Genomic DNA, 25,654 nt, shown 5'->3' with positions numbered 1-25,654 from the left:
CCTCAGCCCGCCCGGGGTGCGGTGCGCGGCGGCCCGGACTCCAACCACGACTGCAGGCCGAGCAGGCTCGGCTCGCTCATCGCGAGCTCGAGCTCGCGGCGCTCACCGCCCACCCGCTCGGCGCAGCGGACCACCACGTGGCCCGTGAACAGCGTGTACGACTCCGCGCCCACCGGGTCGCGCCGGCCCTCGATGGTCAACGCGTGACGCTTCCACCTGCGCAGCGGGCGGGGAGAGAGCGAGAAGATGCGGAAACACTGGAGCGACTCGCCGTCGTACCGGCCGATCCCCAGCACCCAGCCGCGGCCGGGTCGCCCGTGGCGTACGCGGACGCTGAGCTCGAACGTGCTGCCCTGACGAGCCAGCAACCGGCGGCGCAGCACGACCGAGACACCGGTGAGCACCACGAGGGCGAGCACCAGGAGTGCGCCGTCCAGGAACCAGACGGCGACGGAGCCGGGACTGGTCAGGCGGACCGCTCCGCTGCCCGCACCCGGGCCTCCTGACGGGCCAGCTCGCGGCGGGCGTCGTCCTCGTCCTCCCCGGCGGAGTGCAGTCGCTCGACCTCGGACCGAGCGTGCTCGAGGTCGATCTCGTGCGACATCTCGGCCTGCTCGGACAGGATCGCCACACGGTTGCGAGCCACGGAGAGGAAGCCGGAGTCCACGGCGGCCACCCACTCCTCGCCGTCGGTGGTGCGCACCTCGACGACCGACTCGACCAGCACCGACAGCATCGGGCTGTGGTTCGGCAGCACGCCGACGTCGCCGTCGCTGGTCCGTGCGATGACCATCGTGGCCTCGCCCGACCACACCAGCCGGTCGGCCGCCACGAGATCCACCTGCATGACGTCGTCGCTCACGCCGCTACCCTCTCACTTCGTTCGTCGACCGGACCGGCTGCCGGTGCGGTGTGACGCGGTGGGCCCGGCCTCGTGCCGGGCCCCCGCGACGGGGGCTGGAGCTCTCGCTCAGCCCTCCTTCTGGATCTTCGCCCACTTCTCCTCGACGTCGTCGAGACCGCCGCACATGAAGAACGCCTGCTCGGCGACGTGGTCGTACTCGCCCTCGGCGATCTTGTTGAACGCCTCGATGGTCTCCTCGATCGGGACCGTCGAGCCCTCGATGCCCGTGAACTGCTTGGCCACGTAGGTGTTCTGCGAGAGGAAGCGCTGGATGCGGCGCGCCCGCGAGACGGTGACCTTGTCCTCCTCGGAGAGCTCGTCGACACCGAGGATCGCGATGATGTCCTGCAGCTCCTTGTTGCGCTGAAGGATCTCCTTGACACGGATGGCGCAGTCGTAGTGGGCCTGGCCGATGTACTGCGCGTCGAGGATGCGCGAGGTCGAGGTCAGGGGGTCCACCGCCGGGTAGATGCCCTGCGACGCGATCTCGCGGGAGAGCTCCGTGGTCGCGTCGAGGTGGGCGAACGTCGTCGCCGGCGCCGGGTCGGTGTAGTCGTCGGCGGGCACGTAGATCGCCTGCATCGAGGTGATGGAGTGACCGCGCGTGGAGGTGATGCGCTCCTGCAGAGCACCCATCTCGTCGGCCAGCGTCGGCTGGTAGCCCACCGCCGAGGGCATGCGGCCCAGCAGCGTCGAGACCTCGGAACCCGCCTGGGTGAACCGGAAGATGTTGTCGATGAACAGCAGCACGTCCTGGTTCTGCACGTCGCGGAAGTACTCCGCCATCGTCAGCGCCGACAGCGCCACGCGCAGCCGGGTGCCCGGGGGCTCGTCCATCTGCCCGAAGACCAGCGCCGTCTGACCGAGGACGCCCGCCTCCTCCATCTCCACGATGAGGTCGTTGCCCTCGCGGGTGCGCTCACCCACACCGGCGAAGACCGACACACCACCGTGGTTCTTCGCGACTCGCGCGATCATCTCCTGGATGAGCACGGTCTTGCCCACGCCGGCACCGCCGAAGAGGCCGATCTTGCCGCCCTGGACGTACGGCGTCAGCAGGTCGATGACCTTGATGCCGGTCTCGAACATCTGGGTCTTGGACTCGAGCTGGTCGAAGTCGGGAGCCTTGCCGTGGATGCCCCAACGCTCCTTGACCTCGAGCTCCTCGCCCTCCTCGAGGTTGAGGCAGTCGCCGAGCGCGTTGAAGACGTGGCCGAGGGTGGCGTCGCCGACCGGGACGGAGATCGGGTCGCCGGTGTCCTGCACCTGCTGACCGCGCACCAGGCCGTCGGTGGGCTGCATGGAGATCGTGCGGGCCATGCCGTCACCGATGTGCTGGGCGACCTCCAGCGAGATGACTCGCTTCTGGCCACCGAGCTCGAGCTCGACCTCGAGCTTGTTGTAGATGTCGGGCATCTCCTGGGCGGAGAACTCGACGTCGACGACGGGGCCGATGACGCGGGAGATCCGGCCGACGGCGCCCTTCTCGGAGCTGACGCTGCGCTTTTCCTGGATGGACGTCATGGTCACTCGCCTCTTCCGTTCGAGCCGGACAGCGCCTCGACGCCGCCGACGATCTCGCTGATCTCTTGGGTGATGGCCGCCTGGCGGGCCTGGTTGGCGACCCGCTTGTACTTCTCGATGAGGTCCTCGGCGTTGTCCGTCGCGGACTTCATGGCCTTCTGCCGGGCTGCCAGCTCGGAGGCCGCGGCCTGGAGCAGGGCGAAGTAGATGCGGCTCTGGACGTACTTGGGCAGCAGCGAGTCCAGCACCTCCGAGGCGGAGGGCTCGAACTCGTAGAGCGGGAGGACCTCGTCGCCCGAGGGGGCCTCGTCGGCCTCGACGATCTCGAGGGGCAGCATCCGGATGGTGATCGGCTGCTGGCTGATCATGGACTGGAACTTGGTGAACACCACGTGCACCTCGCCCACGCCCTTGCCACCCGGCTCGTCCTCGCCGGCCTCCTCGTCCTCCTCGCGCACGAACGACGCGATCAGCGCCTCGCCGATCGCCTTGGCGTCGGCGTAGGAGGGCTGGTCGGAGAAGCCCGTCCAGGACTCGACGATCGGCCGTTCACGGAAGGAGTAATAGGCCTGCGCCTTGCGTCCGGTGACGTAGAGCTCGACCTCCTTGCCCTCCTCGCGCAGCCGCTTGATGAGGCTCTCGCCCTCCTTGATCACCGAGGTCGAGTACGCGCCGGCGAGGCCGCGGTCGCTGGTGATGATGAGCACCGCGGCGCGCCCGACGTCCTCGGGCTCGGTGGTCAGCGGGTGGTCGACGTTCGCGTACGTCGCGATCGCCTCGACCGAGCGCGTCAGCTCCCGGGCGTACGGCGCCGCCGCACGCGCCCGCTGCTGCGCCTTGACGATGCGGGACGCAGCGATGAGCTCCATGGCGCGCGTGATCTTCTTCATCGACTCGGTCGACTTGATCTTCGAGCGCAGCTCTCGCAGCGAGTCAGCCATGCGTCAGCCTCGCTTCTGCCTGGTGATCTGCTCCTGCTCCTCGTCCTCGGCGTCCGCAGCCTCGATGTTCTCCTGCTTGGAGGGCTTGATGGACTCGCCCTCGGACGTCTCGAACTGGTCCAGGAAGGACTCGTACGCCGACTCGACGGTCGACTCGGTGTCGTCCTCGAACTTGTGCGTCTCGCGGATGGTGTCGAGCACACCGCCCTCGGTCCGCTTCACGAACTCGATGAACTCCTCCTCGAACCGCAGCACGTCGTCGGTGGGGACGCGGTCCAGGCGGCCGGTGGTGCCGAGCCACAGCGACAGCGTCATCTCCTCCACCGGGTACGGCGAGTACGCCGGCTGGCGCAGCAGCTGCATCAGCCGCTCGCCGCGGTCGAGCTGACGGCGCGACGCGGCGTCGAGGTCGGAGGCGAACATCGCGAACGACTCGAGGTCGCGGTACTGCGCGAGGTCCACCTTCAGCGAACCGGTCACCTTCTTCATCGCCTTGGTCATGGCCGCGCCACCCACGCGGGAGACGGACACACCGACATCGATGGCCGGCCGCTGGTTGGAGGCGAAGAGGTCGGACTGGAGGAAGATCTGGCCGTCGGTGATCGAGATGACGTTGGTCGGGATGAACGCCGAGACGTCGTTGGCCTGCGTCTCGACGATCGGCAGACCCGTCATCGAGCCCTTGCCCATGTCGTCGGAGAGCTTGGCGCAGCGCTCCAGGAGCCGGCTGTGCAGGTAGAACACGTCACCCGGGTAGGCCTCACGGCCCGGCGGGCGGCGCAGCAGCAGGGACACGGCGCGGTAGGCGTCGGCCTGCTTGGAGAGGTCGTCGAACACGATGAGGACGTGCTTGCCGTCGTACATCCAGTGCTGACCGATGGCCGAGCCGGTGTAGGCGGCGAGGTACTTGAAGCCGGCCGACTCCGAGGCCGGTGCAGCCACGACCGTCGTGTACTCCAGCGCGCCCGCGTCCTCCAGCGCACCGCGCACCGCGGCGATGGTCGAGCCCTTCTGGCCGATCGCCACGTAGATGCAGCGCACCTGCTTCTCGGGGTCCCCGGTCTCCCAGTTGCCCTTCTGGTTGATGATCGTGTCGATCGCGATCGTCGTCTTGCCCGTCGAGCGGTCGCCGATGATCAGCTGACGCTGACCGCGGCCGATCGGGGTCATCGCGTCGATCGCCTTGATGCCGGTCGCCAGGGGCTCGTGCACCGACTTGCGCACCATGACGCCTGGAGCCTGCAGCTCGAGCTCACGACGGCCCTCGGCCTCGATGTCGCCCAGGCCGTCGATCGCACGACCCAGCGGGTCCACGACGCGACCGAGGAAGTTGTCACCGACGGGGACCGAGAGGATCTCCCCCGTGCGGCGCACGGATTGACCCTCCTCGATGCCGTCGAAGTCACCGAGCACGACGACACCGATCTCACGGGTGTCGAGGTTCAGCGCGAGACCGCGCGTGCCGTCCTCGAACTCCAGCAGCTCGTTCGCCATCGCGGACGGCAGACCGGTCACGGTCGCGATGCCGTCACCGGCCTCGGCGACGGTGCCGACCTCCTCCTTGCTGGCGGCGTCGGGCTCGTACTCCGACACGAACTTCTGCAACGCGTCCCGGATGTCGTCCGGACGGATCGAAAGCTCCGTCATGATTCCTGCTCTCTTTGTCGGGCTCGTATGCGATGACTGTGAATCTACTGCGGGGGCCGAGGTCGTCCGCGTCAGCGGGAGACCAGGCGCTGCGCCTCGTGGAGGCGGGCCGCCACGGTGCCGTCGATGACGTCGTCGGCGACCTCCACCTTGACCCCGCCGAGGACGGCCGGGTTGACGATGGTGTTGACCTGCACACCGGTGCCGTACAGGTCGGACAGGGCGGAGGCCAGTCGCTGTGACTCCTCCGCGGTGAGCTCCGTGGCCACCGTGACGGTCGCGACCCTGCGGTCGTGAGACGCGGCCGCGACCTTCTGGTAGTACGCCAGCGCCAGTTCCATCGACCGGTGGTCGCTCACGACCGCCTGCTCGACCAGGCGCACGGTGGCGTCCGCCGCGGAGCCGGCCAGCAGCGTACGGACCAGCTCCTGCTTGCTCTCCGCGGAGCGGCTGCGGTCCGCGAAGGCGTCGCGCAGCCCCGGCTCGGCGTCCAGCGCCCGGCGGACCGCGAAGAGCTCCTCGGCGACACGCTCGTCGTCGTGGTCGGCGTCGGCCGACCGGACGACCGCGTGGACGCCGAGCTCCTCGATGGCGCGCACCAGGTGCGAGCCCGCCGTCCAGCGGGAGGCGACGGCCTCGGCGACGATCTCACGGGAGACCTCACCGAGATCCTTTCCGACGACCTCACGGACCAGACGCTGCTTCACCTCGGCCGGGAGACCCGGGTCGGTCAGCGCCCGACGCAAGGCCACCTCGCTGCGGATCAGCCTCGTGACGGAGAGGAGCTCATCGCCCGTCGACGCCGCGTCCTGGCCGCTGCCCAGCCGCCCCGACATGTCGTCGAGGAGCTTCTGCAGCGATTCCTCGGAGGAACCGCGGAGATCGGGAGCGACGGCCATCAGGCGTTCCCGCCCTGACCGGCGAGCGTCTCCTGCGCCTCGAGGTCACCCAGGAAGCGCTCGACGACGCGCGACTGCCGTGCCTCGTCCTCCAGCGACTCGCCGACGATCTTGCTCGCGAGCGAGGTGGCCAGCGTGCCGACCTCCGCACGCAGCGAGGCGACCGCCTGCTGGCGCTCGGCCTCGATCTGCGAGCGCCCCTGCTCCTTGATGCGGTCGGCCTCGGCCTGGGCCTCCTCACGCATCTCGGCGATGATCGCGGTGCCCTGCTCGCGCGCCTCCTCGCGGATGCGCGCCGCCTCGTGGCGGGCGTCGCTGAGCTGGCGCTCGAGCTCGGCCAGCTTGGCGTCGGCCTCGGCCTGCTTGGCCTCGGCCGCGTTGAGACCACCCTCGATCGCCGTGGTGCGCTCGTGGAAGGTCTTCTCGAACGCGGGCACGACGAAGCGGCGAACCAGCTCGAACAGGATCGCGATGACCACGAGCTGCAGCAGGATCTCGGCGAGAACCGGGATCAGGGGGTTGGGTTGTTCACCCGCTGCGAGGATCACAGACTCCATGGATCAGCCCTTCGATTGAACGGGATCGGTCAGGTCACTGAATGGCGAAGGCGAGACCGATACCGATGATGGCGAGCGCCTCGGTCAGCGCGAAGCCGATGAACGCGATGGTCTGGAGGCGGCTCTGCGCCTCCGGCTGCCGGGCCACACCGTTGATGTAGGCGGCGAAGATGAGGCCGATGCCGATACCGGGGCCGACTGCGGCGAGACCGTATCCGACCATGTTCAGGCTTCCACTCATGGTGGGGTTCCTTTCGTCGCGACCAGCTCCGTGCTGGTCTTCGTGATGGTGCGTCAGGTTGAGCGGGTGATGCGATCTGTGAGCGGCGCCGACCAAGGCGCCGCGGCCTGTCTCAGTGCTCCTCCTCCAGCGAGCTGGAGATGTAGAGCGCCGTCAGGATCGTGAAGATGAAGGCCTGCAGGAACTGCACGAGCAGCTCCAGGAAGCCGATCAGGATGAACATGACCCAGGCCAGGATGCCGACCGGCTTCAGCGCGGCACTCGCCTCGAGCAGGAGGTACTCGCCGCCGACCGCGAAGAGGACGACCAGCAGGTGGCCCGCGAACATGTTGGCGAACAGACGCAGCCCGAGCGTGATGGGCCGCACCAAGATGTTGGAGAGGAACTCCAGCGGGATCAGCAGCACGTACATGAGCTTCGGGACACCGGGCGGCATGGTCTGCAGCCGCAAGAACTTCAGGAAGCCGTGCTGCCGGATGCCCACACCCATGTAGACGAACCAGACGAGGCCTGCCAACGCGTACGGGAAGCCTGCGCGCGCCATCGTCGGGAACTGGATGAGCGGGACGGCCGCGAAGAGGTTGTTGATGAGGATGAAGAAGAACAACGTGACCAGGAACGGCACGTAGCGCAGGAAGTGCTCACTGCCGATGACGTCGCGGCCGAGGGTGTTCCGCACGAAGGAGTAGCTCACCTCGCCGACGTACTGCACGCGGCCGGGCACCATCTGGCCCTTGGCGGCCGCCCAGTAGAGGAGGCCGAAGGTGAGGATGCCACCGAGGACCAGCAGCGCCATGGGCTTGGTGATGCCCTCGGCACCCAGCCACGCGAACTCCAGGCCGGGGATCGGCGGGAACTCGAAGTCGATCGGCCCGGGGGACGTGAAGCCCTCACCCTCGCTGGCCAGAACCAGTGACATGGCGCTCACTGCGTCTCCTGCTCCGTCGTCGTCTCTGCGGTGTCGTCTGCGTGGCGGCGGCGCCCGGTCCGGGGGTCGAAGTCTGCCGGGGGTCTGCCCCAGCGCATCCAGACCATCAGCACGCCGAGCCCGGTGCCGATGACGATCCCGACCCCGACCAGGAACGACGTCCCCAGCCACACATCGAGTCCGTAACCAGCCAGACCGTAGACGATGAGACCCGACAGCATGTAGCTCACTGCCTGCCACGGGTCGGGCGCCTGCGCATGCTGCGCGGGCGTGCCGTCCGAGGTGTCCATCGCGTGCAGGACACTAGCAGCAGACGGCGCCGGTCGTGACGGCGGCTCGGGCCCTCAGCCGGCGCGTGCGGCGCGCAGCTGGTCGGTCACGACCCCGACCGTGGCGACGACCGCGAGGACCACCAGCGCGACGCCGAGCCAGCGGGCGTCGAGGACCCCGTCGAGCGCGCCACCCGGCCCTCCTTCGCGGAGCAGCAACGCGCCGAGCAGCACCTGCAGGACGTAGGTGCTCAGTGCCACCAGGAAGGCGAGGTGCGGCGCGAGGCCCATGGCCGCGAGCACGGGAAGGCTGAAGGCCGCCACGACCAGCAGCATCGCCATCGCGACGCAGACCGCGACCACCGCCTCCGCATCACCGACGGTGGCCGCGAGCGCCACCAGCACGGTTGCCGCCACGGACGAGCCCAGGACGGTCGTGGCCCACGGGACGAGTCGTCTCACGGCGTCGCCCCCGCCTCGGGTGACGCCTCGTGCCGGTCCGTCCGGTCCAGCTCGTCCCAGCTCGTGACCGCCCCGGGCTGGTTGACCCGCGGGAGGATGAAGGTCGCCGCCAGCACCAGCAGCGAACTGATCGCGATCGTGAGCACGACCACGCGTCCGGTGAACAGCGAGGCGACGACCAGGATCTCGGCGATGAGGCCGGCCCAGAGGTACAGGATGAGGACGGCACGCCGGTGGGAGTGGCCGAGCATCAGCATCCGGTGGTGCAGGTGCTGCTTGTCGGGGGCGAACGGCGAGACCCCGGCGCGCAGCCGGCGCACGACGGCGAGGACGAGGTCGACGAACGGCAGCAGCATCACCGCCAGGGGAAGCAGGACCGGGATGACCAGAGGCAGGAAGCTCGCCTCGCCCAGCGCCCCCTGGGACAGGTCGAAGAGCACGAACTGACCGGTCAGCGTCAACGTCGAGGCCGACAGGACGAGCCCCAGGAGCATCGAGCCCGAGTCGCCCATGAACATGCGGGCCGGGAAGAAGTTGTGCGGCAGGAAGCCCGCACACGCCCCGGCCAGGGCGGCGCACAGCACCGCCGCGGTGATGGCGCGCGACTCGCCGTTGAGCGCGGCCAGCACGTACGAGAACGCGAAGAACCCGACCGCGCCGAAGCCGACCACGCCCGCCGCGAGACCGTCCAGCCCGTCGACGAAGTTGACCGCGTTCACCGAGGCGACCACCAGGACGATCGTCAGGATCGCCGCCTGTCCCTCGTCCAACGACAGCTGCGCACCCCCGGGGAGGGGCAGCACGTAGTACTGCACGCCGAAGAGCACGAGCAGCCCTGCAGCGAGCACCTGGCCCCCCAGCTTCGTCAGCGCGTCGAGCTCGAGGACGTCGTCGAGGACCCCGAAGAGGCACACGAGCGCGCCGGCGAGCAGCACCACCGCGGCGTCGCGGAAGACCGTGTCCGCGGCGCGTGAGAGGAAGGGCAGCTGACGCGCCACGAAGTACGCGGCGAGGAGCCCCCCGAGCATCGCGACCCCGCCGAAGTACGGCGTCGGGACGGCGTGCACGTCACGGTCGCGCACCCGCGCGACGGCTCCCACCCGCATCGCCAGCTCGCGGGCCAGGACGCCGAGCAGCCAGGTGACCACGGCGGCCACCAGGAAGACGACGACGTACTCGCGCACGGTCCGCTCAGTCCTCGGTCTCGGTCGTCTCGGCCGCCTCGGTCGTGCCGGTCGTGCCGTTCGCCGAGGGAGTGTCCGTCTCCGGGGCCGCGGGGCCGTCCCCGCCCTCCAGGGAGAGGCCCATCTCGCGGAGGATGGCGCGCACCCGGTCGTCCGCCGCGCCCGCGCGGAGCAGCCGTGGCTGCTCGGTCGTCGCGTCAAGGATCGTCGACGCCACGGCGCCAGGGCTCGGGCCGGCGTCGAGCACGACGGCCGCGTCCTCGCCCAGGGCTGCCTCAGCGGCGTCGGCATCGAGCGCGGCCGGCTCGCCGGTGCGGTTGGCGCTGGAGACGGCCAAGGGGCCCGTCCGCGCCAGGAGCTCGGTTGCGACGTCGTGGTCGGGCATCCGCACCGCGACGGTCTGCCGGCTGTCGCCGAGGTCCCACTGCAGCGACGTCTGCTGCCGGCACACCAGCGTCAGACCACCGGGCCAGAGCTGCTCGACGAGGGCGCGGGCCCACCGGGGCACCCCGACGGCCAGGGCGTCCAGGGTCGCAGCGGTCGAGACCAGCACCGGTGGCGGTTTCTCCCGGCCGCGTCCCTTCGCCTCGAGAAGGGCCGCGACGGCCTCGGGATCGAAGGCGTCAGCCGCGACGCCGTACACCGTGTCGGTCGGCAGCACGACCAGCTCGCCGCGCTGCAACGCCAACGAGGCGGCCGCGACACCCTCGGCGCGCTGGTCCTCCTGGCTGACGTCGAACCTCTGCGATGCGGTCACAAGCAGTCATCCTCGCAGGCGTGCCGTGGTGAAGCGGGGTCGGTCGAGCAGGTCGGCGTGGTCGCGCACCCGGGTCCACCGCCCGGCCGAGACCAGCACCCCTGGTGCCGTCCGTGCCTGTTCGCTCGCGTGCTCGAAGCCCAGCCAGCCCCCTGGGCGCAGCAGACGCGCCGCCGTCACCTCGAGCGCGCGCACGGCATCGAGGCCGTCCTCCCCGGAGAACAGGGCGCGGTCGGGCTCGTGCGTACGCGCCTCGAGGTCGACGCCCTCGAAGGCCGTCAGGGGCACGTACGGCGGGTTGCACACCACGACGTCGACCTGACCGTCGAGGTCGGGGCAGGCGTCGCGCAGGTCGCCGGCGCGCAGGTCGACCGAGGTGGCCGCCAGGTTGCGCTCGGCCCACACCAGGGCAGACGGCTCCAGCTCCACGGCGTGCACCCGGGCGTACGGCACCTCCTGCGCCACCGACGCGGCGATCGCGCCGCTGCCGGTGCAGAGGTCGACCACGACCGGGGTGCTGTGTCCGTGCGTGCCCGGGGCGCCGCCCGCAGCCTCGATCGTCGCGTCGATCGCCGCGCCGGCCAGCAGCTCGGTCTCGGGACGGGGCACGAAGACACCCGGGCCCACCGCCAGCTCGAGGTGGCGGAACGGCGCCAGTCCGGTGAGGTAGTACAGCGGCTCACGTGCCTGGCGCCGCGTCACGAGGGCCTCGTACGCCTCGACCTGCGGCGTGGCGACCGGCCCGGAGAACAGCAGTGACCCGCGGGACCGACCGGTCACGTGGGCGAGCATGATCTCGGCGTCCGGCCGGGGGGACGGCACGCCGGCGGCCTCGAGCCGCGCCGCGGCGGCCGCGAGGAGGTCGGGCGGCCTCACCGCTGCTCCAGAGCCGCCATGCGCTCGCTCAGCTCGGCGTCCACGCAGCTCGCGACGACCGCCTCGAGAGCGCCGTCGAGCACCTGGTCGAGGTTGTAGGCCTTGAAGCCGGTGCGGTGGTCGGAGATGCGGTTCTCGGGGAAGTTGTAGGTGCGGATGCGCTCGGACCGGTCCACCGTGCGCACCTGGGACCGCCTCGCGTCCGAGGCCGCCGCCTCGGCCTCGGCCGTGGCCGCGGCCAGCAGCCGCGCGCGCAGGATGCGCATGGCCTGCTCCCTGTTCTGCAGCTGCGACTTCTCGTTCTGGCAGCTGGCGACGGTGCCCGTCGGGAGGTGGGTGATGCGGACGGCGGAGTCGGTGGTGTTCACGCTCTGCCCTCCGGGGCCCGAGGACCGGAAGACGTCGATGCGCAGGTCCTTCTCCGCGATGTCCACGTCCACGGGTTCCGCCTCCGGCAGCACCAGCACCCCGGCGGCCGAGGTGTGGACCCGACCCTGGCTCTCGGTGACCGGGACCCGCTGCACCCGGTGCACACCGCCCTCGAACTTCAAGAGGGCATGCGGCGCCTCCCCCGGCTGGGGTGTGCCCTTGGCCTTGACCGCGAGCGTGCACGACTTGACCCCACCGAGGTCGGAGGGCGTCGTCTCCACGACCTCGGTGCTCCAGCCCCGGCGCTCCGCGTAGCGCACGTACATGCGGACCAGGTCGCCAGCGAAGAGCGCGGACTCCTCACCGCCCTCCCCCGACTTCACCTCCACCAGCACGTCACGCCCGTCGGCCGGATCGCGCGGCACCAGGAGTCTGCGGAGGCGCTCCGCGAGCTCGTCACGGCGTCGGCCCAGACTCTCGATCTCGTCCGAGAGCTCGGTCTCGCTGTCGCTGTCACCCATCTCGGCCAGCTCCCGCGCCGCGCCCAGGTCGTCCTCGACCCGGGTGAGCTCGTCGTGGGTGCGGACGACCGCGCCGACCTCGGCGTAGCGCTGCCCGACCCGTCGGGCGGCGACGGGATCGGCGTGGAGGTCCGGGTCGGCGAGACGCTGCTCGAGGTCCGCGTGCTCCTCGGCGAGCGAGGCCAACACCGTCTCGGTGGCGTGGTGATCGTTCGGATCACGCGCATCAGGCACGAGAGGCCTCCGTGATCTCGGGTGGCTGCTGGGGACGGGGCGGGTCCGGTCGGGTCCGGACGCACGCGACGCCGGCCCCACGGGCTGTGGTGGGACCGGCGTCGAGTCGGCGATCAGCTGGAGGCGTCAGCCTTCTTCTTGCCGTAGCGCGCCTCCCAGCGGGCCACACGGCCGCCGGTGTCGAGGATCTTCTGCTTGCCCGTGTAGAACGGGTGGCACTGCGAGCAGACGTCGGCGTGCATCGTGCCGCTCGACGACGTGCTGCGTGTCGTGAACTGAGCACCGCAGGTGCAGGTGACCTGGGTGACCGTGTAGTCCGGGTGGATGTCGTTCTGCATGCTCTTCTCCTGACTGGTCGCCGGGTCGCTCACCGGCGGTGAGCGTGAACCGGGGCCGACTCACCAGTATGACAGTCGCGACGAGGATCTCCCAGCCGGCCGGCCTGCGCCCCTCCCGCGAGGATCGACCAGGTCGTCCGGAGGCGCGGCAGGGTGGTCAACCAGCGCCACACGGTGTGCAGCAGCACCACGCCCCACAGGGCGGCGAGCAGGTCGCGTACGCCGGTGTAGCGACTCAGGGACAGCTCGTCGACCAGCAGCGTCGCCCACCCCAGGAGCACCCCGGCCACCGGCCAGCTCAGCGCAAGGAGCACGAGCGCACCCCATCCGGGCAGCGCGGCGTCCACCTCGACACCGGCCACCCGCAGCGCGGTCACGCCCAGCACCACTGCGCTCAGCGTCATCGCGACCAGCTCGACGACCGGACTCAGCAGGGAGAAGACGAGCAGCCACGGGTAGGACAGGAGACCCGCGGCGCCGTACCGGGACCTGCCCAGCAGCCGGGCATGGTGGCGCAAGGCCGTCGCCACCCCGGCCTGCTCGCGGGCGGACGCAGCGATCGCCCCCGCCCGGTCAGCGGCCACCGGGACCCATGCCACGGGCTCGGTGACGAACACGAGGCGGGCCGCCCGGCCGTTGTCGCCGGCCCACCGGTGCAGGCGGGCGACCAGCTCGACGTGAGGCTGGGCCAGGTCGCTGCGCCATCCGCCCACCTCGCGCAGCCGGTCCCGCCGGAATGCAGCGATCTCAGGAGCCAGACGGGGCAGCGCCCCGAGCGAGGACCACCCGGCCCGGTCGACCAGGAAGCCCTGCAGGTAGTCCACCACCTGCACCCGCTCGATCCACCGTCGCGGCATCGCCACCTCGGTCACACGTCCGCCGCGCACCGTGCAGCCGTTGAGGACACGGACCACGCCGGTGGTGGCGACCATGCGCTGCGGGTCGTCCGCGAACGGGCGGGCGACGTGCAGGAGGGCGTCGGGGTCGAGGGTCACCTGCGCGTCCACCACCACGCACAGCGGGTGACGAGCGACGTCCGCCCCGGCGTTCCACGCGTCCGCGAGCCCTGCGGCCTCCTTGCGCAGAAGCGTGACGCCGACCCCGCCGCGCCGGCCGTGCCAGCAGGCGGTCACGGGCGCTCGGACCATCAGAGCACCGGAACCGGTCACGGGTACCTCGCGGAGCCCGAGGGCCTCCACGAGGACCGTCGCCGTGCCGTCCTCGGAGCCGTCGTCGACCACCACCAGGTCGAACTCCGGGTAGCGCAACGAGGTCATCGAGCGCACCAGGTCGACGACGTCGTCGGCACGGTCACGGACGGCGACCACGAGGCTGACCCCGCGCGCCAGCGGGTCGCCGAAGCTCTCGTCGTACGCCGCGAAGGCCCGACGCCGCCGATACACCCGCGCCTCGGCGAAGGCGGAGCCCGTGAGGGCCAGGAGCCCGAGGTGGCGCAGCGCCCCGTACGCAGCCGTCACGAGGACGAGCCACGTCACGACGACACCGGAGACCGCGATCGGGGTCATCGACATCACGGCCCCGGGACAGGCGACGGCGCCATCGCGAGGGCCTCCCTGGCGAAGGGCGACGCCGACGCCGCCAGGACCTGCGGACCCGACGGCAGACGCACCAGCGAGGCTGCGGCCTGCCGACCGATCTCGTGGTGATCGGAGTCCAGCCAGCGCGAGAGGGCGGACGCGGCCTGGTCCGCAGCCAGCTCACCGAGCGCCGTCACCGCAGCGAGCCTGACCGCCTCGTCATCGACCTCGAGGGCGGAGACGAGGGCCGGCAGCGCGTCGGGCACGCCGAGACGACCCAGTGCCTCCGCCGCCGCCACCTGCACCTCCGGACGACCTGACGCCAGCGCGCGCACCAACAGCGCAGCGCTGCCGACATCGCCGATCAGCCCGAGCCCGGTCGCCGCGAGGGCGGCCTGGCGGCCACCGCCGCCCCGCTGCTCGAGCGCACGGTGAAGCTCCGTCCGCAGGGCAGGGGCGGCGTCCAGCGCGAGGTGGTCGAGAGCGAAGACGAGGTCGTTGGTCAACCGCGGCTCCTCGCCCGCCACCTGGAGCAGCGGCGTCACCGACGCGGGCTCCCCGATCGCGCCGAGGGCGCGCACGGCGACGCGTCTGACCACGAAGTTCGAGTCGTCGAGCATCGGCAGCAGGATCGGTACGCCCGTGCGTGCGCCGAGAGCACCCAGCTCGTACGCCCCCTGGCAGCGTCGCACCCACGACCACGCGGCGGTCTTCGCGACGGCGCGCTCGGCGGCTCCCTTGTCGTCGAGGACCTGCACGAGCGCGGTGCGCGAATGACCCTTGATCTTGGGGAGCATGCCGAACGCCTGCTGCTCGGCGACGGACCAGGCCGCGCCGTGACGTCTCCCCAGGTCCGCGCGCGCTGCGACGGCCTCGTCGGGCTCACCCATGAGGGCGGCGAAGAGCAGGTCACGCACCGCCGCCTGCCGGGCGGCACGCGCCGCCGACTGCCGGGGCGCACGCAGACGCATCACGACCAGGGTCGCCACCAGGGCGACGGCAGAGCACGCCGCGAGGGCGGTGGGGACAGCGAGGAGGAAGGGGGAGGTGAGGGACCCGGAGGTCACGCCCGGCTCCGGGCGAGCACGGCGGCCACCCGGGATGCGAGCTCGCGAGGACTGAACGGCTTGACGACGTAGTCGTCGGCGCCGGCCTCGAAGCCCTGCTCGATGTCGGACTCCTGCGCCCGAGCGGTCAGCATGATGATCGGGAGTGCCAGGAAGCGTGCGTCGGAGCGCAGTGCACGCGCTGCGTCGAGGCCGCTCATGCCGGGCATCATCACGTCCAGGACCACGAGGTCGGGATCCTCCGCCTGGCAGGCCTCGACGGCGGCCGCACCGTCGCCGACGGGGACGACCTCGTGACCGGACTGCCGGAGCTTGAAGACGACGAGCTCACGGATGTCCGTGTCATCGTCGGCAACGACGATCTTGGCCATGTTCGGTGCCCTTCGGTCTGGTCGAGCGGCGTACGCAACCCGTCTGAGGGAGCATAACGACCGGATGTGTCCCCGCGGGCCGATTTCGGCCAGCGCGTCCGGCGTCCGGCGTCGAGGAGCCCGCACCGGGTCAGGCCCGGTCCTGACTCCTCAGCACCTCGACGTTGCTCCGACGCGACCCCAGACGGCCCAGGAGCACCGACAGAGCCCCCGCCGCCGTGGCCGGCTCGGCCGTGACCGCCTCCTGGCGCAGTGCGCGCACCTGCTCCAACCCGGCGGCGTCGCCGAGGAGCTCCTCCCGCAGCGTCCAGCACTGCCGGATGTCCACCGCGGGCACCAGACCGCTCTCGACGAGGTCCCGACGCAGGCGCACCTGACCGGTCGCAGCCCCCCGGACCTCCTCCAGGATCATCTCGTCGGCCTCGGACCCGTTGTCGACCGCCGCCGTCGCCACCATCGTCAGGGACCCCCCGTCCTCGACGTTGCGCGCGGCGCCGAACAACTGCTTCACGGGCAGCACGGCCGTGGTGTCGAGACCACCGGGGAGGACCCGCCCGCCCGCAGGCGCCGCCAGGTTGTAGGCACGGGCCAACCGCGAGAGACCGTCGAAGAGCACGACCACGTCGTGCCCGAGCTCGACGAGCCGCTTGGCTCGCTCGACCGCGAGCTCGGCCAGGGTGGTGTGGTCGGTCGCCGGACGGTCGCAGGTCGAGGCGATGACCTCGCCGCGGACCGTACGCTGCAGCTCGGTGACCTCCTCGGGGCGCTCGTCGACGAGCACGACCATGACGTGGCACTCCGGGTGGTTCTGCGGCAGCGCGGCGGCGACGCGCCGGAGCAGCGTGGAGCGACCTCCCGAGGTGGGTGAGAGCACCAGGGTGCGCTGGCCCTTCCCGAGCGGGGCGACGAGGTCGATCACCCGACCGGTCATCTCCTCGGGATCGGTCTCGAGCCGCAGCCGCTCGTCGGGGAAGACCGGGGTGAGCTCCTCGTAGACCGGGCGGGTACCCGTCTGGCCCGGCTCGGCGCCGTTGACGAGCTCGATCTTCACCAGCGGGTTGAACTTCTCCTTGCGCTCACCCTCGCGGGGCTGGCGGACCTGCCCGACGACCGCGTCACCGCGGCGCAGGCCGAACTTGCGCACCATCGACAGGGAGACGTACACGTCGTCGGGACCTGGCAGGTAGCCGCTCGTACGCACGAAGGCGTAGTTGTCGAGGACATCGAGGATGCCGGCCGCAGGAACGAGCACGTCGTCCTCGTACACGGCGAGGTCCGGCTCGCCCCGGCGGCCGCGCTCGTTGCGGTCCCGGCCCCGCCGACGACGGTTGCGGCGGCTGCCGTTCTCGTCGTCGTCATCATCCTGGTTCGACTGGTTGCCCTGGTTGCCCTGGTTGCCCTGGTTGCCGCGGTGGGGCTGGCCGCCCTGGTTCGACTGGTTCGACTGGTTCGACTGGTTCGACTGGTTCGACTGGTTCTTCTGGTCCGCCGACGCCTCGCCGCCCTGCTTCTTCCCACGCGCGGGCGAGTCACCGCCCTGGCCCTTCTGCCGCGCGGGCTGGTCAGCCTCTCCCCCGGGCCCACCCGACTTCTTGTCCGTCTTCTGCTGAGGCTTCTGCTCGGACTTCTGCTCGGACTTCTGGTCCGCCTTCTGGTCCGCCTTCTGGTCCGACGACCGGTCGGTCGCGGCGGAAGCCGCTGCTGTCTTGTCCTTCGCGACCGTGTCCTTCGCTGCCGTGTCCTTCGCTGCCGTGTCCTTCGCCGGCGGGCCTTCGCCGGCAGGGGCTGAACCGGCGCGGCCGGAACCCAGGCCCTGCGTCGCGAGGATCGCCTCGACCAGCGGTCCCTTGCGCAGGGACCCGGCGCCCTTGACGCCGAGCCCGGCCGCCAGGGTCTTGAGCTCCGGCATCTTCATGGACTCCAGACCCGCTCGCGGGTCGGGGCGGGCAGGTGCACCGTTGTCGGTCACGTGGTTCCTTCACGGGGAGGCTCGTACGAGCAGATGGTCGGGCGAGAGACGGAGGGCCGGCCGACGCGGTCGGCCGCCGTGGGTGGACCAGAGAGTCGACCCGGGGGGACGAGGGTCCCCGGGGGCCGTGGCGGCCCCGACGCCCGCACCCTAACAGTGCGCCGCAGCCTCAATCGTCGAGCACCTGCAGGCGCGCGCCCGCGGTGTCGGGGCGGAGCACGTGGCGGGCCCATCCCTGCGGTGCTGGTCCGACGAGGTCGTCGAGGTCCTCGCCGCCGAGCGCCAGCACGGTGGGCCCGGCACCGCTGACGGTCGCCGCCACGCCGCGGGCCCTCAGATCGCGCACCTGGGCCAGAGTCGCGGGCATCGCGGGCTCACGCTGCTGCTGGTGCAGCCAGTCGCGGGTCGCCTCGTGCAGCAGCTCGACGCGCTGGGCGAGGGCCGCGACGAGCAGGGCCGTACGCCCCGAGTTCGCGGCGGCCTCGGCGTGCGGCACGGTCGCAGGCAGCAGACCACGCGCGACCTCGGTCGACACCGGGTCCGGCGGCACCATGGCCACGGCCCGCAGGTGCGGGGAGAGGGGCGAGGGGACCGCGTACCAGCGCCCCGCCTCGTCGCGCCCACTGATGGTGAACCCGCCGAGCAGCGCCGGGGCGACGTTGTCCGGGTGACCCTCGAGGTCGGCGGCGAGACCCAGCACGCCGGCGTCGTCGAGCCGCTCGACGCCGTCGACCACCAGGGCGCGGGCGAGCACGACCCCGGCCACGATCGCCGCCGCGGACGAGCCGAGCCCGCGGCTGTGCGGCACCACGTTGCGGCACGCCAGGCGCAGGGGCGGCGGGGGCAGCTGCATCGCGCCGAAGCAGGCGAGCATCGCGCGTACGACCAGGTGCGAGGCGTCCGTGGGGACGGTGCCGGCCCCTTCACCCTCGACGTGCACCTCCACCAGCCCCGCGGGCGCGTCGGCGGGCACCTCGGCGGTGACCTCGTCGTACAGCGACAGCGCCATCCCGAGCGAGTCGAAGCCGGGCCCGAGGTTCGCGCTCGTCGCGGGCACGCTCACCCGGACGCGGCGCGGGGACCACACCGACCCCTGCGCCACGGTCAGACCAGTCCGGCGGCCCGGGCCGCCGCGTCCACGTCGGCGTCGATGACGGTGTCGACGAGGTCGGTGAAGGAGGACAGGGCCGTGTCGACGTCCTTCAGCCCGTGACCGGTGACCGTGACCACGACGGTCTTGCCGCGGTAGGACTCCCCACGCTCCACCTCGGTCAGCATGCCGGCGATGCCCGAGGCCGAGGCGGGCTCGACGAACACGCCGTCGTTGCACGCCAGCTGTCGCTGCGCGTGCAGGATCTGATCGTCGCTGACCGCCGCGAAGCGTCCTCCGGACTCCGCCGCCGCCGCGTCGGCGAGCTTCCACGAGGCCGGGTTGCCGATGCGGATGGCCGTGGCGACGGTCTCCGGCTCCGGGAACGGCTCGCCGGTGACCAAGGGGGCGGCCCCCTCGGCCTGGAAGGCCCGCATCACCGGACGCTTCGTCGTGCGGCCGGCCTCGGCGTACTCCTTGTATCCCATCCAGTACGCCGAGATGTTGCCGGCGTTGCCGACCGGCAACAGGTGGAAGTCCGGCGCATCACCGAGGCGGTCGACGACCTCGAACGAGGCTGTCTTCTGGCCCTGGAGACGGGCCGGGTTGACCGAGTTCACGAGAGCGACCGGGTAGTGCTCGGCCATGGACCGCGAGATCCGCAGGCAGTCGTCGAAGTTGCCGCGCACCATGATCACCTGGGCGCCGTGCACGATCGCCTGAGCCATCTTGCCGGCGGAGATCTTGCCCTGCGGCACCAGCACCAGGGGCTTCATGCGGGACTTGGCGGCGTACGCAGCCATCGACGCCGAGGTGTTGCCGGTCGAGGCGCACACGCACGCCTGCGCCCCCTCGGCCTTGGCGACCGACATCGCCGTGGTCATGCCACGGTCCTTGAACGACCCCGTCGGGTTGTCGCCCTCGACCTTCAGCCAGACCTCACCGCCGGTGAGGTCGGAGAGCCAGTCGGAGGCGACCAGGGGGGTGCCGCCCTCGCCGAGTGTCATCGCCGGCAGACCCTCGGGCACGTCGAGCCACGCGCGGTACTCCTCGATCACTCCGCGCCACTGGTGCACGCCGGTGCTCCGTCCCTCGACCCGTGTCGCCGTCATTCGCCCTCCACTCGCATCACCGAGGTCACCTCACGCACGAACGCCATGCCCTCGAGCGACCTCACGGTCGCCGCCAGCGACTCGTCGGTCGCGCGGTGGGAGACGACGCTCAGCTCTGCGTCGTCACCTCGACCCTGCTGCTTCACCGTCTGGATCGAGACGCCGTGCTCGGCGAAGGCCTGCGCCACGCTCGCGAGGACGCCGGCCTTGTCGTCGACGTCGATGGCCACGAAGTAGCGCGTCTCGACCTCGCCCATGGCACGCACCGGGTGCGACTCGTACGCCGTGTCGCCGCCGTGGCTGACCCGGGCCACGCGGTTGCGGGCGGCGGTGACGAGGTCGCCCATGACGGCGCTGGCCGTCGGCGCCCCCCCGGCGCCCGGGCCGTAGAACATCAGCTCGCCCGCGGCGTCGGACTCGACGAAGACCGCGTTGTACGCCTCGCGCACGCTCGCCAGCGGGTGCGTCTCGGGGATCATCGCCGGGTGCACCCGCGCGGAGACCGTGGTGCCGGTCGGGGTGACGTGCCGCTCGCAGATCGCCAGCAGCTTGACGACGCACCCCATCTCGCGGGCGGCCGCCACGTCCCGGGCGGTGACCTCGGTGATGCCCTCGCGGTGGACGTCGGCCGCGTTCACGCGGGTGTGGAAGGCGAGGCTGGCGAGGATCGCGGCCTTCGCCGCGGCGTCGAAGCCCTCGACGTCGGCCGTCGGGTCCGCCTCGGCGTAGCCGAGCGCCTGCGCCTCCTCCAAGGCGTCGTGGAAACCCGCCCCGGAGGTGTCCATCCTGTCGAGGATGAAGTTGGTGGTGCCGTTGACGATGCCGAGCACGCGGGTGACGCGGTCACCGGCCAGGGACTCCACCAGGGGGCGCAGGATCGGGATCGCGCCCGCGACCGCCGCCTCGTAGAACAGGTCCCGGCCGGCGGTCGCCGCCGCGTCGAAGAGGGTCGGCCCGTCCTCGGCGACCAGCGCCTTGTTGGCGCTCACCACGCTGGCCCCGTGCGCGAGAGCACCGAGGATCAGGGCGCGAGCCGGCTCGATCCCGCCGATCACCTCGACGACGAGGTCGACGTCGTCACGCGCGACCAGCGCCTCGGCGTCTGTGGTCAGCAGCTCCCCCGGCACGTCCACGTCGCGCTCGTGGTCCAGGCGCCGGACGGCGACGCCACGAAGCTCCACGGGCGCCCCCACGCGGGCGGCCAGGTCCGACGCCTGCTCCCTGAGCAGCCGCACCACCTGGCTGCCCACGACACCGCAGCCCAGCACCGCCACCCCCAGCGGTCGGGCGGTGGACGGGGCGGAGGACTCCTCAGACGTGCTCATCGCCACCCATCCTCGCACCGTCGCGGCCCGCCGTGCCCGCCGCCGCACCGCCGTCGCCCAGCGACACATCGGTGGCGAAGAGGTCGGCGTAGGTCTCACGGCGCAGCAGGACGCGGCTGCGACCGTCCGCGACGGCGATCACCGGCGGACGCAGGGCGTGGTTGTAGTTGCTGGACAACGAGCGGCAGTACGCCCCCGTCGCGGGCACCGCGACCAGGTCGCCGGGGGCCAGGTCGCCCGGCAGGAACTCGTCCTTGACCACGATGTCGCCGGCCTCGCAGTGGGACCCGACCACGCGGCTCAGCACCGGGGCGGCCTCGGACGCGCGGGAGGCCAGGGTGCAGGAGTAGTCGGCGTCGTAGAGCGCGGTGCGGACGTTGTCGCTCATCCCGCCGTCGACGGAGACGTACGTGCGTGCGGCACCACCGTCGAGGGCGACCCGCTTGACCGTGCCGACGGAGTACACGGTGCACGTCGCAGGCCCGGCGATCGCGCGACCCGGCTCGATGGACAGCCGCGGCACCGCGAGCCCCGAGCGTTCGCACTCCTCGGCCACGATGCGATCCATGGACCCCGCGAGGCGGACCGGGTCGGCCGGGTCGTCCTGGGTCGTGTACGCGATGCCGAACCCGCCGCCGAGGTCCAGCTCGGGCAGCTCCACCCCGAGCTCGGCGCGCACCCGCGCCGCGAGGCCGAGCACGCGGCGGGCGGCCACCTCGAAGCCGGCCGTGTCGAAGATCTGCGATCCGATGTGGGAGTGCAGGCCGAGGACCTCGACCCCGCCGTCGGTGTCCGTCGCCACGGCGAGGAGTCGGCGTACGCCCTCGAAGGCGTCGCCCGCAGCGAGGGAGAAGCCGAACTTCTGGTCCTCGTGGCTGGTGGCGATGTACTCGTGGGTGTGTGCCTCGACGCCGGCCGTGACGCGCACCATCACGCGCACCGGTGGCGCTCCGGTGCGAGCGAGGGCGGCGATGCGCTCGATCTCGTCGAAGCTGTCGACCACGACGCGTCCCACCCCGCGCGCCACGGCGTGCGCCAGGAGACCTGCGGACTTGTTGTTGCCGTGCAGCGTGAGGCGTGCGGGGTCGAACCCTCCGCGCAGGGCCAGCTCCAGCTCGCCGGCGGAGCAGACGTCGAGGTGCAGACCGTCCTCGGCCAGCCAGCGCACCACCTCACCGCACAGGAACGCCTTGCCGGCGTAGCAGACGTCCCACCCGGCGAAGGCGTCGCGGAAGGCGCGCGCCCGGTGCCGGAAGTCCTCCTCGTCGAGCACGTACGCGGCGGTGCCGTGCTCCGCCGCCAGGTCGGTGAGTGCCACTCCCCCGACCTCGAGCACCCCGTCCTCGCGCTTGCGCGCCGTGCGCGACCACAGCCGTGGCACCAGCGCGCCCACGTCCTCGGGCGCACGCAGCCACGGGGGCCCCGAGAACGCTCCGTCCGCGTGGGCCCAGCCGGCCTCGTGCGCCCTCATGCCGCCACCCGCCTCACATCCGCTCCGGGGCGGTGACGCCCAGGAGTCCCAGCCCGTTGGCGAGCACGGTGCGCGTGGCGGCGACCAGCAGCAGGCGGGCCCGGTGGAGGTCGGTCGTCTCCTCGTCGCCCATGGGCAGCACCCGGCACACGTCGTAGAAGCGGTGGTAGGTGCCGGCGAGCTGCTCGAGGTAGCGCGCGACGCGGTGCGGCTCGCGCAGCTCGGCGGCCGCGGCGACCACACGGGGGAACTCGGCCAGGGCGCGCAGGAGCTCGCCCTCCTTCTCGTGGTCGAGCAGGGACCCGTCGAAGTCCGTGCCGCCGGTGCCGCCGGGGACGACGCCCAGGTCGGCCGCGTTGCGCATCAACGACGCGACGCGGGCGTGGGCGTACTGGACGTAGAAGACCGGGTTGTCGTTGCTGGCCGAGGCCCACAGGTCGAGGTCCAGGTCGATGTTGGAGTCCGCGGAGTAGCGCGCCAGCGCGTAGCGCGCCGCGTCGTTGCCGATCGCCGAGACGAGGTCCTCCAGCGTCACGACGGTGCCCGCCCGCTTGGACATCCGGACCGGTTCGCCGTCCTTGACCAGGTTGACCATCTGACCGATGAGGATCTCGAGGTTCTGCCCCGGGGTGTCGCCGAAGGCAGCACACATGGCCATCATGCGCCCGACGTAGCCGTGGTGGTCGGCGCCGAGCATGATCACGCAGCGGTCGAACCCGCGCTGGCGCTTGTCGAGGTAGTACGCGAGGTCGCCGGAGAGGTAGGCCCCCTCGCCGTCGGACTTGATGACGACCCGGTCCTTGTCGTCGCCGTACTGCTCCGTACGCAGCCAGGTGGCGCCCTCGGAGCGATAGATGTTGCCGCGCTCGTCGAGCCGCTCGACGGCACGTTGTACCGCGCCCGAGGCGTGCAGCCGGTCCTCGTGGAAGAAGACGTCGAAGACGACCCCGAAGTCGGCGAGGCTCTGCTTGATCTCGCCGAACATGAGGTCGACGCCCTCGGCGCGGAACGTCTCCTGCGCCGTCACGTCGTCGGCGTCGAGCGCGTCGGGCCGGCGCGCGAGCACCGCTGCGGCGATGTCGGCGATGTACTGGCCGCCGTAACCGTCCTCGGGCGCCTCCTCACCGCGGGCACTGGCCATCAGCGAGCGCGCGAACCGGTCGATCTGCGACCCGTGGTCGTTGAAGTAGTACTCGCGGGTGACCTCGGCCCCGGACGCGCTCATGACGCGGCCGAGCGCGTCGCCGACCGCCGCCCACCGCACGCCGCCGATGTGGATCGGGCCGGTGGGGTTCGCCGAGACGAACTCCAGGTTGACCTTCTCCCCGGCCATCGAGGTGTTGGATCCGTACGCCGCCCCGGCGGCGACGACGTCGGACGCGACCTGCCCCTGCGCGGCTGCGGCGACGGTGACGTTGAGGAAGCCGGGACCCGCGATCTCGACGCCGTCGACGGCCTCGACGCGCTCGAGCCGCTCGGCGATGTGGCCGGCGAGCTCACGCGGGGGCACCCCCGCCTTCTTGGACAGCTGCAGCGCGACGTTCGTGGCGTAGTCGCCGTGACCCTTCTGCCGGGGTCTTTCGACGGTGACCTGGGCCGGGACCCCGTCGGGCAGCGTGAGGGAACCGTCTGCCACGAGCCCGGAGAGGACGTCGACGACGGTGGCGGAGAGCTGCTCGGGAGTCACCGATCCAGCCTATCCGCGTCCACGCCCCGACCCCCTCGCCTCCCGAGGTCGGTTGCGCCACACCGGGGGGATACAGTGACGACCGGTCTCAGGCGTCCTCGGGCGTCACGCGGCCGTGCCTCCGTAGCTCAGGGGATAGAGCACTGGTTTCCGGTACCAGGAGTCGCAGGTTCGAATCCTGCCGGGGGCGCCCATGAGGACCGGTCAGTCCACCGGTCCCGCACCGTCTGCCGGCGTCACCCGATGACAGCCCGGCGGCGCCAGGCCCGCCGCCGCGTACGCCTCGGTCAGACGGGACTCCGCCTCTCCGACGCGTTCCCGGGCGAGGAGTGCCACGACCGCGCCCCCGAACCCCCCGCCGGACATGCGTGCGCCGAGCGCCCCGGCGGAGACGAGCGTGTCCACGGTGAGGTCGACGACGGGGTGGGAGTTGCCGAGGTCGTCGCGCATGGAGACGTGCGAGGCGCTCATCACGGGTCCGACCCCGGCCAGGTCCCCAGCACGACACCGTCGCACGGCCTCCGCGACGCGGGCGTTCTCGGTGATGACATGGCGCGACCTCCCTGCCTCTCGAGCGCCGACCCCGAGGTCGGCGAGCTCCTCGAGCGCTCGCTCGGGACCCAGCCGGTCGGCGAACCGGCGCAGGGATCCGACGCCGAGCCGGCCCCTCACCCGGTCGAGGTCTGCCCGGATCTCCGCGTACCTCCCGTCGCCCAGGTCGTGCGGCGCACCGGTGTCCACGACCAGGATCACGAGGTCTGCGCCGACGGGGTCGCACGCCACCAGCGACGTCCGGGCAGGAGCGTCCTCGGCCGCGTCGACCAGCACGAGACGGTCACGTCGGGCCGAGAGGATGGCGAGCTGGTCGAGCACACCGGACGGCACCCCGACCTCGTCGTTCTCGACGCGGCGAGCCAGCTCGACCAGGTCCTCGCGGGACAGCGTGGCGCCCGCGAGGTCGGCGAGAGCGCCGGCCACCGCCAGGACCAGGGCGTGCGACGACGAGAGCCCGGCGCCCGGCGGCACCGCACTCTCGACCCGGAGGTCGGCGCCGGGCACCTCGACCCCCGAGTGGGTCAGCACCCGCACGACGCCCGCGACGTACGCCCCCCAGCCCTCGACCTCGCCGCGCGCCACCGGTCGGGACAGCTCGACGGGCTCACCCGGCACGACAGCGGACGTGGCTCGCACGGTCGCGTCGGCACGTGGCCGGGCGCGGACCACGGTGCGCAGCGGGAGCGCGAACGGCAGTGAGAGGCCTCCGTCGTGGTCGGTGTGGTCGCCCACCAACGTCACCCGACCCGGCGCCGACCACGCAGAAGTCGCCACGGTCCCCGCTCGGTCCATGCGTCACACCCTCCCCCGCGGTGGTC

26 protein-coding genes and 1 tRNA gene are annotated in these 25,654 nt (G+C 71.7%); 1 reads left to right on the top strand and 26 read right to left on the bottom strand.

Annotated features, from left to right (window positions below):
• Positions 1 to 2 precede the first annotated feature (2 nt).
• The 25 genes from KLP28_14735 to KLP28_14615 all read right to left on the bottom strand — a co-directional run bounded on the left by KLP28_14735 (position 3) and on the right by KLP28_14615 (position 24,281).
• Positions 3 to 470 (bottom strand): DUF2550 domain-containing protein, encoded by a 468-nt coding sequence (locus KLP28_14735; protein QWC87006.1) that lies wholly within the window; start codon positions 468 to 470, stop codon positions 3 to 5.
• Complete coding sequence (locus KLP28_14730) at positions 467 to 847, bottom strand: F0F1 ATP synthase subunit epsilon (GenBank protein ID QWC87005.1); 381 nt, start codon at positions 845 to 847, stop codon at positions 467 to 469. Before KLP28_14730 ends, KLP28_14735 begins: the two co-directional genes overlap by 4 nt.
• Positions 848 to 970: 123 nt before the next feature.
• Positions 971 to 2,428, bottom strand: a complete 1,458-nt coding sequence (gene atpD, locus KLP28_14725; protein ID QWC84795.1) for a F0F1 ATP synthase subunit beta — start codon at positions 2,426 to 2,428, stop codon at positions 971 to 973.
• A gap of 2 nt (positions 2,429 to 2,430) precedes the next feature.
• Positions 2,431 to 3,369 carry a F0F1 ATP synthase subunit gamma gene (locus KLP28_14720; GenBank protein ID QWC84794.1) on the bottom strand — a complete coding sequence of 313 codons (939 nt, stop codon included), beginning with the start codon at positions 3,367 to 3,369 and terminating at the stop codon, positions 2,431 to 2,433.
• 3 nt (positions 3,370 to 3,372) lie between these two features.
• Positions 3,373 to 5,016, bottom strand: coding sequence for a F0F1 ATP synthase subunit alpha (gene atpA / locus KLP28_14715; protein QWC84793.1), 1,644 nt, complete (start codon positions 5,014 to 5,016; stop codon positions 3,373 to 3,375).
• A gap of 71 nt (positions 5,017 to 5,087) precedes the next feature.
• A complete protein-coding gene (locus tag KLP28_14710) occupies positions 5,088 to 5,915 on the bottom strand; it encodes a F0F1 ATP synthase subunit delta (GenBank protein QWC84792.1) in 828 nt (275 codons plus the stop codon).
• On the bottom strand, positions 5,915 to 6,472 hold the full coding sequence (locus KLP28_14705) for a F0F1 ATP synthase subunit B (protein ID QWC84791.1): 558 nt from the start codon (positions 6,470 to 6,472) through the stop codon (positions 5,915 to 5,917). The genes KLP28_14710 and KLP28_14705 overlap by 1 nt, the downstream gene beginning before the upstream one ends.
• Before the next feature lie 34 nt (positions 6,473 to 6,506).
• The gene (gene atpE, locus KLP28_14700) at positions 6,507 to 6,713 is read right to left on the bottom strand and encodes an ATP synthase F0 subunit C (protein ID QWC84790.1); all 207 of its coding nucleotides are present in this window, start codon (positions 6,711 to 6,713) and stop codon (positions 6,507 to 6,509) included.
• Positions 6,714 to 6,825: 112 nt separating this feature from the next.
• Complete coding sequence (gene atpB / locus KLP28_14695; protein QWC87004.1) at positions 6,826 to 7,632, bottom strand: F0F1 ATP synthase subunit A; 807 nt, start codon at positions 7,630 to 7,632, stop codon at positions 6,826 to 6,828.
• A gap of 5 nt (positions 7,633 to 7,637) precedes the next feature.
• Positions 7,638 to 7,931 (bottom strand): AtpZ/AtpI family protein, encoded by a 294-nt coding sequence (locus tag KLP28_14690; GenBank protein QWC84789.1) that lies wholly within the window; start codon positions 7,929 to 7,931, stop codon positions 7,638 to 7,640.
• A gap of 54 nt (positions 7,932 to 7,985) precedes the next feature.
• On the bottom strand, positions 7,986 to 8,372 hold the full coding sequence (locus KLP28_14685) for a hypothetical protein (GenBank protein ID QWC84788.1): 387 nt from the start codon (positions 8,370 to 8,372) through the stop codon (positions 7,986 to 7,988).
• The gene (locus KLP28_14680) at positions 8,369 to 9,556 is read right to left on the bottom strand and encodes an undecaprenyl/decaprenyl-phosphate alpha-N-acetylglucosaminyl 1-phosphate transferase (GenBank protein QWC84787.1); all 1,188 of its coding nucleotides are present in this window, start codon (positions 9,554 to 9,556) and stop codon (positions 8,369 to 8,371) included. The genes KLP28_14685 and KLP28_14680 overlap by 4 nt, the downstream gene beginning before the upstream one ends.
• A 7-nt stretch (positions 9,557 to 9,563) precedes the next feature.
• Positions 9,564 to 10,313 carry a threonylcarbamoyl-AMP synthase gene (locus KLP28_14675; protein QWC84786.1) on the bottom strand — a complete coding sequence of 250 codons (750 nt, stop codon included), beginning with the start codon at positions 10,311 to 10,313 and terminating at the stop codon, positions 9,564 to 9,566.
• A gap of 6 nt (positions 10,314 to 10,319) precedes the next feature.
• Positions 10,320 to 11,189 (bottom strand): peptide chain release factor N(5)-glutamine methyltransferase, encoded by an 870-nt coding sequence (gene prmC / locus KLP28_14670; GenBank protein QWC84785.1) that lies wholly within the window; start codon positions 11,187 to 11,189, stop codon positions 10,320 to 10,322.
• Entirely contained in the window at positions 11,186 to 12,268 is a 1,083-nt protein-coding gene (gene prfA, locus KLP28_14665) for a peptide chain release factor 1 (GenBank protein ID QWC87003.1), read from the bottom strand. The genes prmC and prfA overlap by 4 nt, the downstream gene beginning before the upstream one ends.
• A 158-nt stretch (positions 12,269 to 12,426) precedes the next feature.
• A complete protein-coding gene (gene rpmE, locus KLP28_14660; protein ID QWC84784.1) occupies positions 12,427 to 12,651 on the bottom strand; it encodes a 50S ribosomal protein L31 in 225 nt (74 codons plus the stop codon).
• A gap of 29 nt (positions 12,652 to 12,680) precedes the next feature.
• Positions 12,681 to 14,183 (bottom strand): glycosyltransferase family 2 protein, encoded by a 1,503-nt coding sequence (locus tag KLP28_14655; GenBank protein QWC84783.1) that lies wholly within the window; start codon positions 14,181 to 14,183, stop codon positions 12,681 to 12,683.
• Entirely contained in the window at positions 14,183 to 15,256 is a 1,074-nt protein-coding gene (locus KLP28_14650) for a HEAT repeat domain-containing protein (protein ID QWC84782.1), read from the bottom strand. Before KLP28_14650 ends, KLP28_14655 begins: the two co-directional genes overlap by 1 nt.
• A complete protein-coding gene (locus KLP28_14645; protein QWC84781.1) occupies positions 15,253 to 15,627 on the bottom strand; it encodes a response regulator in 375 nt (124 codons plus the stop codon). The genes KLP28_14650 and KLP28_14645 overlap by 4 nt, the downstream gene beginning before the upstream one ends.
• A gap of 130 nt (positions 15,628 to 15,757) precedes the next feature.
• The gene (rho, locus tag KLP28_14640; GenBank protein QWC84780.1) at positions 15,758 to 17,596 is read right to left on the bottom strand and encodes a transcription termination factor Rho; all 1,839 of its coding nucleotides are present in this window, start codon (positions 17,594 to 17,596) and stop codon (positions 15,758 to 15,760) included.
• 169 nt (positions 17,597 to 17,765) lie between these two features.
• Positions 17,766 to 18,683 carry a homoserine kinase gene (locus KLP28_14635; GenBank protein ID QWC87002.1) on the bottom strand — a complete coding sequence of 306 codons (918 nt, stop codon included), beginning with the start codon at positions 18,681 to 18,683 and terminating at the stop codon, positions 17,766 to 17,768.
• A 17-nt stretch (positions 18,684 to 18,700) separates the two neighbouring features.
• Positions 18,701 to 19,798 (bottom strand): threonine synthase, encoded by a 1,098-nt coding sequence (locus KLP28_14630; GenBank protein ID QWC84779.1) that lies wholly within the window; start codon positions 19,796 to 19,798, stop codon positions 18,701 to 18,703.
• The gene (locus tag KLP28_14625) at positions 19,795 to 21,123 is read right to left on the bottom strand and encodes a homoserine dehydrogenase (protein QWC84778.1); all 1,329 of its coding nucleotides are present in this window, start codon (positions 21,121 to 21,123) and stop codon (positions 19,795 to 19,797) included. Before KLP28_14625 ends, KLP28_14630 begins: the two co-directional genes overlap by 4 nt.
• Positions 21,110 to 22,594, bottom strand: a complete 1,485-nt coding sequence (gene lysA / locus KLP28_14620; protein QWC84777.1) for a diaminopimelate decarboxylase — start codon at positions 22,592 to 22,594, stop codon at positions 21,110 to 21,112. The genes KLP28_14625 and lysA overlap by 14 nt, the downstream gene beginning before the upstream one ends.
• 13 nt (positions 22,595 to 22,607) lie before the next feature.
• The gene (locus KLP28_14615) at positions 22,608 to 24,281 is read right to left on the bottom strand and encodes an arginine--tRNA ligase (protein QWC84776.1); all 1,674 of its coding nucleotides are present in this window, start codon (positions 24,279 to 24,281) and stop codon (positions 22,608 to 22,610) included.
• Positions 24,282 to 24,398: 117 nt separating this feature from the next.
• Here KLP28_14615 and KLP28_14610 point away from each other — a divergent pair.
• Positions 24,399 to 24,471 (top strand) — tRNA-Arg (locus tag KLP28_14610).
• 14 nt (positions 24,472 to 24,485) lie between these two features.
• Here the strand turns inward: KLP28_14610 and KLP28_14605 are convergent.
• Complete coding sequence (locus tag KLP28_14605) at positions 24,486 to 25,628, bottom strand: galactokinase (protein ID QWC84775.1); 1,143 nt, start codon at positions 25,626 to 25,628, stop codon at positions 24,486 to 24,488.
• Positions 25,629 to 25,654 lie beyond the last annotated feature (26 nt).

This window comes from Nocardioidaceae bacterium (assembly GCA_018672315.1).
GTDB lineage: Bacteria > Actinomycetota > Actinomycetes > Propionibacteriales > Nocardioidaceae > TYQ2.
Note: the sequence above shows the minus strand (reverse complement) of the source record. Positions and strands in the feature narration are given on the sequence as shown.